Source organism: Aeromonas allosaccharophila, from assembly GCF_000819685.1.
GTDB lineage: Bacteria > Pseudomonadota > Gammaproteobacteria > Enterobacterales > Aeromonadaceae > Aeromonas > Aeromonas allosaccharophila.
On the sequence record NZ_CDBR01000113.1, the window covers coordinates 68,100 to 82,622 of the forward strand.

At 58.0% G+C, this 14,523-nt stretch carries 13 protein-coding genes; 10 read left to right on the forward strand and 3 right to left on the reverse strand.

Going from position 1 to position 14,523, the window contains the following annotated elements; genetic code table 11:
* Window positions 1–86: 86 nt before the first annotated feature.
* On the forward strand, window positions 87–1,424 hold the full coding sequence (locus tag BN1115_RS20360) for an MATE family efflux transporter (protein ID WP_042658605.1): 1,338 nt from the start codon (window positions 87–89) through the stop codon (window positions 1,422–1,424).
* A gap of 73 nt (window positions 1,425–1,497) precedes the next feature.
* Here BN1115_RS20360 and BN1115_RS20365 read toward each other — a convergent pair whose 3' ends face one another.
* A complete protein-coding gene (locus BN1115_RS20365; RefSeq protein ID WP_042658606.1) occupies window positions 1,498–2,319 on the reverse strand; it encodes a peptidoglycan DD-metalloendopeptidase family protein in 822 nt (273 codons plus the stop codon).
* Window positions 2,320–2,615: 296 nt separating this feature from the next.
* On the opposite strand from BN1115_RS20365, the gene BN1115_RS20370 reads away from it, so the two are divergent.
* Window positions 2,616–3,395 carry a BPSS1780 family membrane protein gene (locus tag BN1115_RS20370; RefSeq protein WP_042658607.1) on the forward strand — a complete coding sequence of 260 codons (780 nt, stop codon included), beginning with the start codon at window positions 2,616–2,618 and terminating at the stop codon, window positions 3,393–3,395.
* 66 nt (window positions 3,396–3,461) lie between these two features.
* Here BN1115_RS20370 and BN1115_RS20375 read toward each other — a convergent pair whose 3' ends face one another.
* Entirely contained in the window at window positions 3,462–4,361 is a 900-nt protein-coding gene (locus tag BN1115_RS20375) for a LysR family transcriptional regulator (protein WP_042658608.1), read from the reverse strand.
* 126 nt (window positions 4,362–4,487) lie between these two features.
* Here BN1115_RS20375 and BN1115_RS20380 point away from each other — a divergent pair, with 126 nt between their 5' ends.
* The 4 genes from BN1115_RS20380 (at window position 4,488) to oxyR (ending at window position 8,936) form a co-directional block, all read left to right on the forward strand.
* Window positions 4,488–5,348 carry a Vmh family MBL fold metallo-hydrolase gene (locus tag BN1115_RS20380; RefSeq protein ID WP_042658631.1) on the forward strand — a complete coding sequence of 287 codons (861 nt, stop codon included), beginning with the start codon at window positions 4,488–4,490 and terminating at the stop codon, window positions 5,346–5,348.
* Window positions 5,349–5,422: 74 nt separating this feature from the next.
* On the forward strand, window positions 5,423–6,067 hold the full coding sequence (locus BN1115_RS20385; RefSeq protein ID WP_042658609.1) for a DsbA family protein: 645 nt from the start codon (window positions 5,423–5,425) through the stop codon (window positions 6,065–6,067).
* A gap of 175 nt (window positions 6,068–6,242) precedes the next feature.
* Window positions 6,243–7,880 carry a methyl-accepting chemotaxis protein gene (locus BN1115_RS22925; protein ID WP_042658610.1) on the forward strand — a complete coding sequence of 546 codons (1,638 nt, stop codon included), beginning with the start codon at window positions 6,243–6,245 and terminating at the stop codon, window positions 7,878–7,880.
* 156 nt (window positions 7,881–8,036) lie between these two features.
* Window positions 8,037–8,936, forward strand: coding sequence for a DNA-binding transcriptional regulator OxyR (gene oxyR / locus BN1115_RS20395; protein ID WP_042658611.1), 900 nt, complete (start codon window positions 8,037–8,039; stop codon window positions 8,934–8,936).
* A 49-nt stretch (window positions 8,937–8,985) separates the two neighbouring features.
* Here oxyR and BN1115_RS20400 read toward each other — a convergent pair whose 3' ends face one another.
* Window positions 8,986–11,457, reverse strand: coding sequence for a penicillin-binding protein 1A (locus tag BN1115_RS20400; protein ID WP_042658612.1), 2,472 nt, complete (start codon window positions 11,455–11,457; stop codon window positions 8,986–8,988).
* 300 nt (window positions 11,458–11,757) lie between these two features.
* Here BN1115_RS20400 and tapM point away from each other — a divergent pair, with 300 nt between their 5' ends.
* The 4 genes from tapM to BN1115_RS20420 are packed head-to-tail and all read left to right on the forward strand — an operon-like array spanning window position 11,758 to window position 14,511.
* Window positions 11,758–12,819 (forward strand): PilM family type IVa pilus assembly protein TapM, encoded by a 1,062-nt coding sequence (tapM, locus tag BN1115_RS20405; protein WP_042658613.1) that lies wholly within the window; start codon window positions 11,758–11,760, stop codon window positions 12,817–12,819.
* Window positions 12,807–13,385, forward strand: coding sequence for a PilN family type IV pilus biogenesis protein TapN (gene tapN / locus BN1115_RS20410; RefSeq protein ID WP_042658614.1), 579 nt, complete (start codon window positions 12,807–12,809; stop codon window positions 13,383–13,385). Before tapM ends, tapN begins: the two co-directional genes overlap by 13 nt.
* Window positions 13,382–13,981, forward strand: a complete 600-nt coding sequence (gene tapO, locus BN1115_RS20415; RefSeq protein WP_042658615.1) for a PilO family type IV pilus biogenesis protein TapO — start codon at window positions 13,382–13,384, stop codon at window positions 13,979–13,981. Before tapN ends, tapO begins: the two co-directional genes overlap by 4 nt.
* A complete protein-coding gene (locus tag BN1115_RS20420; protein ID WP_042658616.1) occupies window positions 13,978–14,511 on the forward strand; it encodes a pilus assembly protein PilP in 534 nt (177 codons plus the stop codon). Before tapO ends, BN1115_RS20420 begins: the two co-directional genes overlap by 4 nt.
* Window positions 14,512–14,523 lie beyond the last annotated feature (12 nt).

Below are 14,523 nucleotides of genomic sequence, written 5' to 3' on the forward strand. Positions count from 1 at the left end.
CATATTAATGATTCATAACACAAATAACAGGAAGTCATGCTGCCGTTTAGCTATGATCCGGCCGCTCTCTCTCCACCGGGTTGAATATGTCAGCTGTTGATCTGGGCACAGCCCCGCTATCTCGCCTTTTCTGGCGTTACGTAACCCCGACCGTGGCGGCCATGCTGATCACCGGCATCTATGTCACCATCGATGGCATCTTCGTTGGCCATGTGCTGGGTCAGGATGGCATGGCCGGTCTGATGCTGGCTTACCCCATCTGCGCCGTGCTCTATGCGGTGGGGGCCCTGATCGGCATGGGAGCCTCATCGCTGGTCTCCTTCTATCTGGGGCAGGGCAATGCGGCCAAAGCCCGCCATATTGTCGGCAATGCGCTGGTGATGGTGTTGCTGACATCGCTGCTGCTCAGTTTTATCGGGATCCGCTATGGCGAGCCGATGCTGGCCTGGATGGGGGCGGAGGGGGAGATCTTCACCGCCGGGCTCGCCTACCTGCAGGCTTACGCCTGGCTTGGCGTCTTTGCGGTGCTGTCGATGGCGTTCAGCTCGCTGCTGCGCAACGATGGTCGTCCCGGCTTTGTCACCATCATCATGGTGGTCGGGGGGCTGCTAAACGTGCTGCTCGACTATCTGCTGATGGTGGTGTTCCCGTTCGGGCTGGCCGGGGTGGCGACGGCCACCATGCTCTCCCAGGCGGTGACGGGCCTCGCCTGCCTGTGGCACTTCTTCACGCCGCGCAGTCAGCTGCGGATCAGCTGGGACACCCTGCGCCCCGATCTGCGGTTGATGGGCGAGACGGTGCGCCTCGGGATCTCCAGTTTTCTGATGTACCTCTACCTTTCGGTGGTGCTGGCGCTGCACAACAAGGCGCTGCTGGCGGTGGGTACGTCGCTGCATGTGGCCGCCTACGGAGTGATCAGCTACACCGAGGCTTTCTTCTACTTGGTGTTCGAGGGGATCGCCATGGGTATCCAGCCCATCGCCAGCTTCAACGCGGGTGCTGGTCACTGGCAGCGGGTGCTGCGGGTGCGCAACCTGGCGCTCGGGGTGACGCTGGGGATCGCTCTGTGCGCCATGATCCCGCTCTATCTGTGGCCGGAGGCTGCGGTCTATCTGTTTGCCGGTGACAATGCCACCCTGCTGCCGGTGGCAAGCCTCGGGATCTGGCTCTACTTCTGGGGGTTGCCGATGGAGGGCTTGCTGCTGGTGGGGGCCACCTACTTCCAGGCCATCAACCGGGCCCGTATCGCCTCCCTGCTCACCGGCGGCAAGCTGGTGCTGATCGGCGGTTTCTTGTGGGGATTCTCGACCTTGTGGGGCGTGCCCGGCGTCTGGCTGGCATTGCCAACGTGCAGCTCCTTGCTGGTGCTGGTGATGTGGCGGGCGATGCGTCGGGAGTCTGGCGCCCACGCACTGGCCGGATAGACAATCAGGTTCGACGTGCAGATAGCAGACAGGCAGCCATGGGCTGCCTGTTTTGTTAACGGGCGGGACAGATTCAGGGCTTGAAGGCACCGATAAAGATGGCGGGATCGACCCGGGTGTCGTTGAGGCTGACGTTCCAGTGCATATGGGGGCCGGTGGCGCGACCGGTCGAACCGACTCGCCCGACGATGCCGCCGCGCGGCAGGTTTTGACCCAGCTTCACATCGATCTTCGACATGTGGCAGAACATGCTGATGAGCCCCTGACCGTGGTCGACAAAGACGGTGTTACCGTTGAAGAAGTAGTTGCCGATCAGGATCACCTTGCCTGCGGCGGGGGACTTGATCGGGGTGCCGGCGCCCACGGCGAAGTCGAGGCCGGAGTGGGGGTTGCGCTCCTCGCCATTGAAGAAGCGACGCAGGCCAAACGGGCTGGAGAGGGGGCCGTTGACCGGCTTGTCGAACATCAGGTTGCTCGGCTGGTTGGGGCTGAAGGTCTGGTAAGCCCGGGTCTGCTCCGCCAGCTCGCGGTTGATGCGGGTCATATCCTCGGCGAGCGGATTGACCTGACGGCTGTTCTTGAGCTTGATGTGCTGCTCGCGGTAGTGCTTGGGGGTCACAGTGAAGCCGAGAGTACGGCCATCACCTGTGCTCAGTTGCTGGGCGCCGGGCGTGCTTTTCAGAGAGATGCCGACGATGGCGATCCACTGGTTGTCTTCGCGCACCACCAGCACGGGTTTGTCGTGATAGCGGGCCGTGGGGGCAGTGGGTGACGTGCCAAGAGGGATCACCGCAACGCCACCCGGCACCGGATGGTTGAGCAGGCGACTGATAAAACCCTCGGCCAGGGCTGACTGGCTGGTCAGTAACAACAACAGACAACAAACAACTCTCATGACGATACCACTCGATGTTAAAACGCCCGCGATGACAACCCCCTGTCCGGCATTCGTCGATCACTAAAGGGTGACCACGGCACGCTGGCCACGACAGGCGCGGCTGGGGGAGGGACACAGATTGTGCCTCGTTATAGTCGGGGCAGCCAGAGGCGAGGCATGGCTGACGCCCCTTTTGTACATCGCTGCGTCAGGTTTTATGTCGTGGTCGGGTTGCTTCGCCATTGAGTCGCCCCCCGCCCTGGCTCTAGAATCGGCTTCCGGCACTGATGCCACCGACACTCCGAGGAGACGATATGAACGGATTACCCCCTTTGCGCACTACACCGGCCCGGTACACGACAGGTCGTGGCTGGCTCTGGGTTCGCAGCGGGTTCGATATCTTCAACAAGGGGATGGGGATCAGCGTAGCCATGGTGCTGGTCTGGTTTATGGTGGGCATTCTGCTGGAGCAACTGCCGGCGGGTGGCCTTATCTCTCAGCTGCTCTATATGGTGTGGGGCGCGGGTTGGGTGGCGGTCGCCACTCGGGGTTATCGGGGGGAGCCACTGCAGTTTGTCGATCTCTTCGCCGGTTTTCGCCACAAGTTGACCCCGCTGATGCTAGGCGGTCTGCTGGTGTTGCTGCTGTTTAGCCTGGTTGGCCTCGTCTGTCTCGGTCTGCTCTCCATGTGGGGGCTGCTCCCGCTGTTGACGCAGGATCCCGAGAGCATGGTGGTCTCAGCCAGCCAGTTGCAACAACTGCTGCTGGTATTGCTGGTGGGGATGCTGCTCATCATTCCCGTGCTGATGGGGGTCACCTTTGCTCCGGCGCTGATCTACCACCACGATATCGGCATCATCCAGGCGGTACGGCTGAGCTTCTTCGGCTGCTGGCGCAATATTTTTCCCTTCTTCTGGTGGGGGCTGCTCTCAGCCATTTTGTTGCTGTTTGGCGCTGTGCTGTTGCTGGTAGGTCTGCTGGTGGTGATCCCGGCGCTCAACTACTCCATCTATGTGGCTTATCGGGATATTTTCCTGGACGAGAGTGCTCTGCCGGAAGCGCCGCATTCAGAACCATTCGGATTTGAAGCCTGATCAAGGGATCAGAGTGAAGAAGGGGCCCGCAGCGGCCCCTTCGTTATGTTTGAGTGTGCGGAGTGCTTACTCCTGCCAGATGGGATCCGCCGCCATGCGGGCCAGCAGAAAATCGAGGAAGCTGCGCAGCAGTGGCGACATCTGTTTGCGGGTGGCATACACCCCGTAGACCCCGAGGCGCTTGGGCTGCCAGTCGGTCAGCAGGGGCACCAGTTCTCCGCGCTCCAGATAGGGCTGGGCCGAGTAGCGGGGTTGCAGGCTGATCCCGGCACCTTCCAGCGTTGCTTCCAGCAGCAGGTTGGAGATATTGGCGCTCAGGTTACCGCTGACCGGCACTGACTCGGGGCCGTCCGGTCCATTGAACTCCCACAGGCTCTTGCCGAAGTAGGTGTAGGTGAGGCAGTTGTGCAGCGCCAAATCCTGCACCTTGTGTGGCATCGGATGACGGGCCAGATAGGCCGGGCTGGCGCAGACTACCGAGTGGCAGGTGCCGAGACGGCGCGCCACCAGATTGGGGTCGAGGTCGTTGGTGATGCGCACCGCCAGATCGATCCGCTCCTCTACCAGATTGACGGTTCTGTCGAGCAGCAGAATGTCGATGGCCGTCCCCGGGTATTGCGCCAGATAGTCGTTGGCAGCCCCGACCAGCAGCGCTTCAGACAGGGAGTAGCTGCTGGTGATCCGCAGTTGCCCCTTGGGGGCGTCATCACTCTTCACGGCGATCTGCTCCATCTCCTCGCCGAGCGCCAGCATGGCGCGGGCCCGGTTTAGTGCCTCCTCTCCCGGCCCGGTCAGGCTCAGACGGCGGGTGGTGCGGTGCAGCAGGCGGGCGCCCATCCAGCTCTCCAGCTCGGCCAGATAGCGCGACACCATGGCGCGCGACATATCCAGTTTCTCCCCGGCGCCGCTCAGACTCCCCTGCTCGACAACGCTGACGAAGACCCGCAATGCGGTCAGTCGATCCATCTATGGCTCTCTATATGTTCGATATATGCAACAGTGATGCGCTTTTTACGCTGTATTTGCAACTTAGGCGATCCAATACACTCTGTCCATCAAATGAACCCCCGAATACTTAATGAGGAATAGATGATGAACAACACCCTGATCCGCAACCTGACTCTGGCTACCACCCTGCTGAGTGGCGCTGCCCTGGCCGCCCCCCTGAGCGTGATCGTCTACAACCCTGGCGAGAAGGCGATCTTCCCGGTCTCCTCCTCACTGGTGACCGGTGACAAGGAGGCCATCCTGATCGATGCCCAGTTCGACGTGCAAAATGGTCAGGCGCTGGTGGACATGATCAAGAAGAGCGGCAAGAAGCTGACCACTGTGTATATCAGTGCCGGTGACCCCGACTTCTACTTCGGTCTGGAGCCGGTCATGGCCGCGTTCCCGGATGTCAAAGTGCTGGCTGACCAGCATGTGGTTGACCATATCAACCAGACCAAGGATGCCAAGCTGAGCTACTGGAGTCCGATCCTGGGCAAGGGCGCACCGAAGAGCCTGACCGTGCCGCAAGTGATGACTGCCAGCCACCTGACGCTGGATGGCGAGAAGATTGAAATCAAAGAGATGAACACCCCGAATGCCTACCTCTGGGCCCCTTCCATCAAGACAGCTTTTGGTGGTGTGCCGGTTTATCACGGGGTGCATGTCTGGATGGCGGACAGCCAGACCAAAGCGGCCCGCAGCAACTGGGTCAAGGCGCTGGATAACCTGCTGGCACTGAAACCCGAGCGCGTGGTGCCGGGTCACTTCCTGGGCACTGCTCCCAAAGGCACTGCCGCAGTGACCTTTACCCGTGACTATGTACAGGGTTTCGAGCAGGCGCTGGCTAAGGCGAAAAACTCTGGCGAGCTGATCGAGGCTCTGAAGAAGGCCTACCCGGCACTGCCGGTTGACGATGGTCTGGCCATCGGCGCCAAGGTCAATACCGGCGAGATGAAGTGGTAAGCCACTGAGCCTGCTCTCCCTGTGTTTTTTACCGGGCCCCAGGGCCCGGTTTTTTATCCAAGATTGAAGCGAGAATGACGATGAGCAAACAACAAACCACCCTCCATTATGTCTATGACCCGCTCTGTGGCTGGTGCTACGGTGCCGCCCCACTGCTGCAGGCGGCAGCCACCATTGCCGGCCTCAAGATTGAATTGCATGCGGGCGGCCTCTGGCTGGGCAGCCGCCGTCAGCCGATGGGTGAGGCATTGCGTGATTATGTGCGCCCCCATGATCAGCGGATTGAAGCGCTGACTGGCCAGCATTTTGGCGAACGCTACTTTAACGAACTGCTGCTGCGGGAAGGCTGTCTGCTGGACTCCGAGCCGCCGATCCGTGCGGTTTTGGCCGTCACGTCACTGGGGGGCGATGGTCTTGCGATGCTGCACCGGATCCAGCAGTCCCACTATCGGGACGGGCTCTGGATTGGTGAACCGGCGTTTCTCGCCACGCTGGCGGCAGAGCAGGGGATTGCTGCCGAGGCATTCCAGCAAGCTTATCTGCAGGCCCCTTTGCTGCAACATCTGGCAGATAGCCAGGGCTGGATGAAACAGCTGGGCGGTCAGGGTTATCCCACTTTGGGTATAGAACGAGGAGGCAAACTCGAAAGGATAGAGGCCAACCAGTATCTGGGAGAGCCGGAGTTGCTGATCCCACGACTGGTGCGAGCAATAGAGTAAAGCGTTATTAGTTTGCGTTAGTTAAAGTGCCCTCTCTGCGTGTCGATAGCGATATATGGTGCTTATCCAAACTACAAAAGCCCTGCTCTACGGCTATGCTCAATTACAAAAATATGAACACATAGCCCCTATCAAAACCGACATTAAACGATGACACGCAGTTAAGGATGAATCTATGCTCCAGAATATGTCCATAGGCCAGAAGTTGAGTGCTGGCTTTGCAGTGTTGGCACTTTGCGTATGTCTGCTTGCCGGGTATGGCGTCTCGCGACTGTCGTATCTCAATCAACAAAACACAGTATTGGCAGAGAATCTGATCCCGTCCGTCCGTTATGCCAGTCAGATGAATATCGCACTGCTCGATGCTCGGCGTTTCCAATTATCCATGGTGATCGCGATGGGCCACAACGACAGCGCAGATATTGAACGCACTCAGCAAGGTGTGATGGAGGCAAAGAGCCGGTTTGATAAGGCTGCGGCTGATTATGGTGGATTGGCTTTTAATGCTGCTGATGAAGAGCAAACCTTTAACGCGTTGAAAACTGCTGGTGATGCCTATTTTACAGCTCATGATCCACTTTATCAGGCGGTGAAACAGGGTAGTGACAAGATAAGAGATATTCTGCAAGGGAATATCAGAACAACGCTGGAACAAGCCACAAAATTAACCGTGGATTTACGAGAGATCAATGAACGTATTGGCAAGGAGATGGATGCCCAAGGGGAAGAGGCGTACAACAGTTCCAAATTCCTCAGCATCTTGACCGGTGCAGCGACTCTCGTTTTCGTGGTGTTGATTGCATGGTATTTGAGCCAACAAATCAAACGGCCCGTTAACCGTTTACTGGAAGTGGTAGGGAGTGTCGCCGCTGGTGATTTGACCCATCGTTTGGATTTGAATGCGTTCAATCAGGATGAGTTGGGACAACTGGCGAAAGGCTTTGTGCAGATGCAAGAAAATTTGCGCAAACTGGTTGGGGAAGTATCCGGTTCGGTTGTACAGATGAGCTCTGCGGTAGAAGAGATCAGTGCTGTGGCACGGCAGTCGGCAGACAATATGAATTCTCAACAACATGAGCTGAATCAGCTGGCGACGGCGATGAACGAGATGCAGGCCACGGTTCAGGAGGTCTCTCGCAACACCAGCGATGCGGCCAGTGCAGCTACCTCGGCCAGTGAGACGGCTGAACTAGGTGCGCAAACGGTGAATGACTCCATTCAACGTATTGAACGGGTCGCTGGTGCCATCGAGAGTACCGCAGCGGTGATCCGCCAGCTGGGTGATGACAGCCGCAATATCGGCATGGTACTGGAGGTGATCCGCGGCATTGCCGAGCAGACCAACCTGCTGGCGCTCAACGCCGCCATCGAAGCGGCCCGTGCCGGTGAGCAGGGACGGGGTTTTGCGGTGGTGGCCGATGAGGTGCGTACGCTGGCCAAGCGCACTCAGGACTCCACCTCCCAGATCAACACCATCATTGCCGAGTTGCAGCAGCGTGCCGAGCAGGCGGGCAGTACCATGCAACAGAGTCAGGAGCTGATGAACACCACGGTGTCTACCGCGCGGGAAGCTGGCGAGTCCATCTCCCAGATCAGTGGCTCGGTCAGCAGCATCTCCCACATGAACATCCAGATTGCGACGGCCACCGAAGAGCAGGGGGCGGTGAGCGAAGAGCTCAACCGCAACGTGGTCAATATCAGCCATGCTTCCGAAGAGGTGGCTGCCGGTGCCACCCAGATGGCTCAGGCGTGCAACGAGCTGAACCATCTGGCTACCCAGCTGCAGGATATGGTGCGCCGCTTCAGGGTGTAATCCATCGGCGAGTCAAACAAGCCCGATTGCCGCGAGGTGATCGGGCTTTCTATTTTTGCGCTGCAGCCAGAGAGGCTCACTGCGAGCGGATGACTTGTCCCGCCGGACGATATTGTGCATGCTGATGACCCATTTTCCAGGCAGGACTCTTGCTGTATGAATCTTCGCGATCTCGAATATCTGGTGGCGCTGGATGAGGAAAAACATTTTCGCAAAGCCGCCGAACGCTGCTTTGTCAGTCAACCCACCCTGAGCGGCCAGCTGCGCAAGCTGGAGGATGAACTCGGGGTCATTCTGATCGAACGTACCTCGCGCAAGGTGCTGTTTACTCCGGCTGGCGATGCCATGGCCCATCAGGCGCGTCGGGTGCTCAAGGAGGTGCGCGAGCTCAAGAGCATCGGTCAGCACTTCTCCGAGCCGATGTCCGGGGAGATCCATATCGGTTTTATTCCAACCGTGGGCCCCTACCTGTTGCCCCGTATTATCCAGACCCTGCGTGAGCGTTTTCCCCAGCTGGAGTTCTACCTCTATGAGGAGCAGACCCAAACCCTGCTCAAGCGGTTGGAAGAGGGGGAGCTGGATTGCGTCATTCTGGCCGAGATGCCGGGGATGGAAGGGTTTGGTTCAATCCAGCTCTATCATGAGCCGATGTGGTTGGCGGTGCCTTGCCATCACCCCGAAGCACAGGCCAGACAGGTGCCGCTTGGTAATCTCAAGGGCAAGAAATTACTGATGCTGGCCGATGGTCACTGTTTGCGGGATCAGGCGATGGGGTTCTGTTTCGCCGGCGGGATAGGTGAGGATCAACGCTTCAAGGGCACCAGTCTCGAGACCCTGCGCAACATGGTGGCTGCCGGTAGTGGCATGACTTTGGTGCCAAAGTTGGCCGTACCTGCCGATCATGATGAGGGCGGGGTGAGCTATCGTCCCGTGGTTGACCCTGGGCCGGGGCGTACCATCTCGCTGCTCTATCGCCACTACTCGGTGCGTCGTCCCTGCTTCAATGAGTTGGCCGCCTCGATCGCCACACTGATGAGCAAGCAGTTGGCCCAATAAAAAAACCGGCAGCCAAGGCTGCCGGTTTTGCTTCTGCCGCAAGAGCAGCTTAGAAGATATCGTCGGTTGAGACAGGCCCTTCCACATCGGGGTTGTCACCACCGTAGACCTGATTGCCATCCGAGCTCGGTGCTGCGTAGCGGGTCGGCTCGGTCCCTTCCTTGAAGTATTCGTCGGTGCCGCCACTGGTTGCCAGCAGGCCGGTTTCGCTATCAATCTTCACCGTCATGATCCCCTCGGGAACCGGCATCTTGTGCTCAGGCAGCTTTTTGAGGGCGACTTTCATGAAGTCGATCCAGATAGGCTGCGCGGCGCCACCACCAAACTCGGCACGGCCGAGGCCACGCTGGTGGTTGTCAAAACCGATCCAGGAGGTGGCGACGATATCCGGGGTGTAGCCGGAGAACCAGGCATCCCGCGATTCGTTGGTGGTACCGGTTTTACCGGAGATGTCGTGACGTTTCAGGTCGCGGGCTGCACGCCAGCCAGTACCGCGCCAGCCGTTGCCACCCCAGATTGCGGTGCTCAGGGTGTCGGTGATCAGGAACGCGCTCTGGGCACTGATAGTATGCGGGGCTATGGTCGGCGCGAGAGGGGTCTGCGTGCCATCTTGCGCTGCTCCATCAACAGTTGGCTCCGGCAGTGTGCTCTGCTCGGACGCGGCCTGCTGTTCGCAGCGGGTGCAAGCGATGGCAGGACTGGCCTGATAGAGGGTGTTCTCCAGGCTGTCGGTCACTTTGTCGATGAAGTAAGGGGTTACCAGGAAGCCGCCGTTGGCCAGTACCGAATAACCACGTACCACCTCGAGGGGGGTGAATTCGGCAGCCCCGAGCGCCAGCGACTCATGGGGAGAGATAAAGTCGCGCGGGAAGCCAAAGCGAGTCAGGCCGTCGATATAGGTATCCAGACCGATGGCGCGCATCAGTCGAACCGACATCACGTTCTTGGACTTGGCCAAACCCAGACGCAGCGGGGTTGGGCCATCATAGACGGCCGGGGAGTTCTTGGGCTGCCACATGGGCCCTTTTGACGGATCCCACTGGTTGATCGGTGCATCGTTGATGAGCGACGCAAGGGTATAGCCATGCTCTAGCGCGGTGGCATAGAGGAAAGGCTTGATGTTGGAACCGATCTGGCGACGCGCTTGATCGACCCGGTTGAATTTGGAGAGCTCGAAGCTGAAACCACCTACCAGTGCTTCCAGCGCGCCATTTTTCGGGTTCATGGCAACCAGTGCGGCGTTCACATCCGGGATCTGGGCCAGCAGCAGCTCTTCGCCCTCTTCCCGTACCCAGATCTGGGCGCCCACTTTCAGCACATCACGCGCCGATTTCGGGGCGTAGCTCTGACGGTCGTCGGTAATAAATGAGCGGGCCCACTTGACACCGTTCCAGCCCAGTTCCGCTTCCTTGCCATTTTTCAGCACCAGCGTTGCACTGCGGTCACCGAGCTTGGTCACGACCGCCGCCATCAGCGGATCATAAGTGGGCTGTTTGCCAAGGTGTGCGACGATCTGTTCGTAATCCCAGCTGGTTTCACCCGCTTTCCACAACTGCGCACTTGGGCCGCGATAGCCGTGGCGCATGTCATAGGCAAAGACGCCATCCAGCAGCGCCTGTCTGGCCGCCCGCTGACGTTCGGCAGAGACGGTGGTGTAGACGTGCAGGCCCATGGTGTAGGCATCTTCACCAAACTGCTCGACCATCTTCTGGCGCACCATTTCCCCCAGATAGGGGGCATGCAGGGTCACTTCGGCACCGTGGTAACGGGCCTTGATCGGCATCCTGGAGGCTTCGTCAAACTGGGCCTGGGTGATCTTGCCGGTTTCCAGCATCCGGCCCAGCACGACGTTGCGGCGCGCAAAGGCACGCTCGGGGGAGCGGATGGGGTTGAGCATGGACGGGGCTTTCGGCAGACCGGCAATGATGGCGATCTCGTCCAGTCCCAGATCCTTGACCTCTTTACCAAAGTAAACCTGCGCCGCAGCACCGACCCCGAAGGAGCGATAACCGAGGGGGATCTTGTTGAGGTACAGTTCGAGGATCTCGTCTTTTGAGAGATTCTGCTCGATCCGCCAGGCCAGGAAGACCTCCTTGACCTTGCGGATGATGGTCTTCTCATTGTTCAGGAAGAAGTTACGGGCAACCTGCTGGGTGATGGTACTGGCCCCCTGACGGGCATGGCCGGAGACAGCCCACACCGATGCGGCGCGAATGATACCAATCGGGTCAATGCCCGGGTGCTCATAGAAACGGGCATCTTCGGTCGCCAGAACGGCATCGATCATGGGTTGCGGAATTTCGTCCAGACGCAACGGAATGCGACGAATTTCGCCATATTGGGCGATCAATTCCCCATCCCGGCTGTAAACCCGCATCGGGGTTGCCAGCTTGACGTCACGCAATGCGGTGACATCGGGCAGTTGGGGTTTGATATAGAAGTAGATACCGATGAGGCTGGCAACACCCAGCACAGCACCCAGCATCATGACAATAAACAGGCGAACGAGCCATTTCAGCATGGAAGAACTACCAATCGTCTTAAAATTAGCCAACGGGCGCAGAGTATAGCCCTTTTGCCATCGGGAATTCGAGGTTTTCCTGTGGCGAGCCACCTGCCTCAAAAGGATGCGAGAGGTTAGCACTACAGGAAACAATAACCAAGGAGGGCCCTGCCTGATTAAGAAAGCGAGATGGGTCACTTTTCGGTATAAACTTTATGACATTGATAGTTAGAGCATTTAGGATGAGTCAAGCACTCCTCTGATCGGGTGTCCTACACTCAGTTCAGGAATAACACCAAATAACGCATGGATGTGTATATGTTTGGGCTATTTAATAAGGGCTCCCTCCTCCCTCTGGTGGGCATTGATTTCGGTAGCCAGACCATCAAGGCCGTCACCCTCAGTGGCCGCCCGGGCAAGCTGCATCTCGAGTCAGTCGCCGATGTTCCTACCCCGAAAGGGACGCTGGTCGATTATCAATTACAGGATATCGAGCGCGTCAGCCAATCTCTCAAGACTCTCAAGCGCCTGATTCAGGGCCATAGCGACTATGCCGCTACCGCAGTGACCGGCTCCAACGTGATTACCAAGGTGATCCAGATTGATGCCCGTCTCAGCGACAAGGAGCTGGAGAATCAGGTTCAGCTTGAGGCCGAACAGATCATTCCCTTCCCCCTCGACGAAGTGAGCCTCGATTTTGAGGTGCTGGGCACCGGCAATAGCGAAGATCGTCAGGATGTCCTGCTCAGTGCCGCGAGAACCGAGAGTGTAAACGGTCGGGTCAGCGCTCTCGCCGAGGCAGGCATTGCCGTCAAGGTGGTGGATGTGGGCGCCCATGCGCTGGGGCGCGCTGTAGTGGCCTGTCTGCCCGAGCTGCAAGAGAGTGAACGGCCGATCGGGGTGATCGATATCGGTGCCAGCGCCATGACCTTTGCCGCCTTGGTCAAAGGGGAGGTGATCTACTCCCGTTTGCAGAACTTCGGTGGCGATCAGTACAGTCAGGCGCTCTCCTCTTTTTATGGTATGGCGCTCGATGAGGCTGAACAGGCTAAGACCAGCGGTACCTTGCCCGTGGACCATGAGCTGGATGTGCTGATGCCTCACATCAACTTGCTGTTGCAGCAGGTGCGACGAAATATTCAGCTCTTTTGCAGCTCGTCCGGTTACCGCGACATTGCAAAACTGGTGCTGACGGGCGGTGGCAGTCTATTGCCAGGCCTGCTGGTGCAGGTAAAAGAAGAGGTCAATTGCGAGGTGTTGCATCCGGATCTTTTTGCCCTGTTTGGCAAACCGAAAGGGGAGGCCGAGCTGGTACATGGCGCTAAGTATATGACGGCATTCGGGTTGGCTCTGAGGAGTTTCACACCATGTCAAATATAAACCTTCTGCCCTGGCGTGAAGCCCTTGCACAGCGCCAAAAGAAACAGTTCGGGGCCTTGCTGGGGATTTTTGTGCTGGCCACGGTGGCGCTGGGATTTTTTGCCAACTGGTTGGTAGAACGCCAGATCGCCGCCCAGCAGCAACGCAACCAGCGGCTGGTTCAGGAGATGACGATTCTGGATGCCCAGCTGGGGGAGATCCGTCTGCTCAAGGAGCGTCGCAAGGAGCTGATCGATCGGATGCAGCTTATCGAGCAGTTACAGATGCGCCGCAATGTGCCGGTACGCCTTTTCAATCAGCTGCCCTCGCTGGTGCCCAACGGGGTTTACCTCAATACCCTCTCGATGCAGAACAATACGATAGATGTGAACGGCAAGACTGAAGCCTATGGCCGGGTAGCCAGCATGATGCGGCGGATTGATGGTTCAGGCTGGTTGGGCCAGTCAAAGATAAGCACTATTTTTGCAGCTGATGTTGCACCAGTGTCATTGAGCCAGTTTTCCATGATGTTCCTGATTGCCAACAATGCTGCGGCTGCCGGGAATGCGGCCAAGGAGCAAAAATGAATCTTCAGCAACTCAATGAGCTGGATATCAATGACATTGCAAGTTGGCCAAAATGGGCAAAAGGGATCTTCATCCTTCTCTGCTGTGTGTTGACCGGTGGTGCCATCTATTACTACGTGATTGCCAATTCCCTGACCAATTTGACCCAGGAAGCGGGGAAGGAGAGCGAGCTGAAAGCCCAGTTTGAAAGCAAGGCGATGCTGGCTGCCAACCTGGGGGCATACAAGGCGCAAATGGTGCAGCTTGAGCAATTGGTTGATACCCAGCTCAAGCAGTTGCCCAATACCCATGAGGTCGCCGGTCTGCTGGACGATATCAGTTTTATTGCTACCGACAACGGCCTGAAATTGAACCGGATAAACTGGGAACCCGAGCTCAAGCACGAGTTTTCGACCGAACTTCCGATGCGTATCGAAGTCGTGGGTACTTACCATGAAATTGGCAAGTTCACCGCTGATATGGCTGCTTTGCCCCGTATCGTCATCCTCGACTCCTTCACCCTGGGTCAGAGCAAGGATGCAGGAGATCTGATTTCGATGTCGATGCTGGCCAAGACCTACAAGTACAACGGTAAAACAGTGGAGTCGAAACAATGAGACGCATCTGCTGGTTGTTACCTGCCCTCTTGCTGGCGGCGTGTGGTGGCCAGGAGGACATGGATAGCTATGTCGCCGAGACCAAGGCAAGGCCTCCCGTACCTATCGAGCCCTTACCCGAGCTGAAGCCTTTTGCCCCCATGCAATACCAGCAGCGGGAGTTGCGCAGCCCCTTTATGATTCCCCAGCCCGAGGCGGCGGTCGGAAGTACCAGCAGTGCCAAGGCTCAGCCGGATTGTGCTCAGACCTTGATGGACCGGGAGAAAGAGGTACTGGAAAATTATTCGCTGGCAAGCCTGTCGATGCATGGCTCTTTGGGAAAGGCGGGGCAGTTATGGGCACTGATCAGTACCCCGGATGGCAAATCGATGCGGGTTGGTCTCAATCAGTATATGGGGCTTGATCAGGGGCGGGTCATCAAGATTACCGACACTGCAGTGGACTTGCTGGAAACCATTCCGGACGGGAAGGGGTGCTGGGTAACAAGAGAAACCCAGTTGGCGATGGCCAATGTGCAAGAAAAACAATAATCAGGGACGAAC

What these genes read in the sequence shown, in the direction of transcription:
- BN1115_RS20360 (WP_042658605.1), top strand. Translation starts at nt 87, where the DNA reads ATGTCAGCTGTTGATCTGGGCACAGCCCCGCTATCTCGCCTTTTCTGG.
- BN1115_RS20365 (WP_042658606.1), bottom strand. Translation starts at nt 2,319, where the DNA reads ATGAGAGTTGTTTGTTGTCTGTTGTTGTTACTGACCAGCCAGTCAGCC.
- BN1115_RS20370 (WP_042658607.1), top strand. Translation starts at nt 2,616, where the DNA reads ATGAACGGATTACCCCCTTTGCGCACTACACCGGCCCGGTACACGACA.
- BN1115_RS20375 (WP_042658608.1), bottom strand. Translation starts at nt 4,361, where the DNA reads ATGGATCGACTGACCGCATTGCGGGTCTTCGTCAGCGTTGTCGAGCAG.
- BN1115_RS20380 (WP_042658631.1), top strand. Translation starts at nt 4,488, where the DNA reads ATGAACAACACCCTGATCCGCAACCTGACTCTGGCTACCACCCTGCTG.
- BN1115_RS20385 (WP_042658609.1), top strand. Translation starts at nt 5,423, where the DNA reads ATGACGATGAGCAAACAACAAACCACCCTCCATTATGTCTATGACCCG.
- BN1115_RS22925 (WP_042658610.1), top strand. Translation starts at nt 6,243, where the DNA reads ATGCTCCAGAATATGTCCATAGGCCAGAAGTTGAGTGCTGGCTTTGCA.
- oxyR (WP_042658611.1), top strand. Translation starts at nt 8,037, where the DNA reads ATGAATCTTCGCGATCTCGAATATCTGGTGGCGCTGGATGAGGAAAAA.
- BN1115_RS20400 (WP_042658612.1), bottom strand. Translation starts at nt 11,457, where the DNA reads ATGCTGAAATGGCTCGTTCGCCTGTTTATTGTCATGATGCTGGGTGCT.
- tapM (WP_042658613.1), top strand. Translation starts at nt 11,758, where the DNA reads ATGTTTGGGCTATTTAATAAGGGCTCCCTCCTCCCTCTGGTGGGCATT.
- tapN (WP_042658614.1), top strand. Translation starts at nt 12,807, where the DNA reads ATGTCAAATATAAACCTTCTGCCCTGGCGTGAAGCCCTTGCACAGCGC.
- tapO (WP_042658615.1), top strand. Translation starts at nt 13,382, where the DNA reads ATGAATCTTCAGCAACTCAATGAGCTGGATATCAATGACATTGCAAGT.
- BN1115_RS20420 (WP_042658616.1), top strand. Translation starts at nt 13,978, where the DNA reads ATGAGACGCATCTGCTGGTTGTTACCTGCCCTCTTGCTGGCGGCGTGT.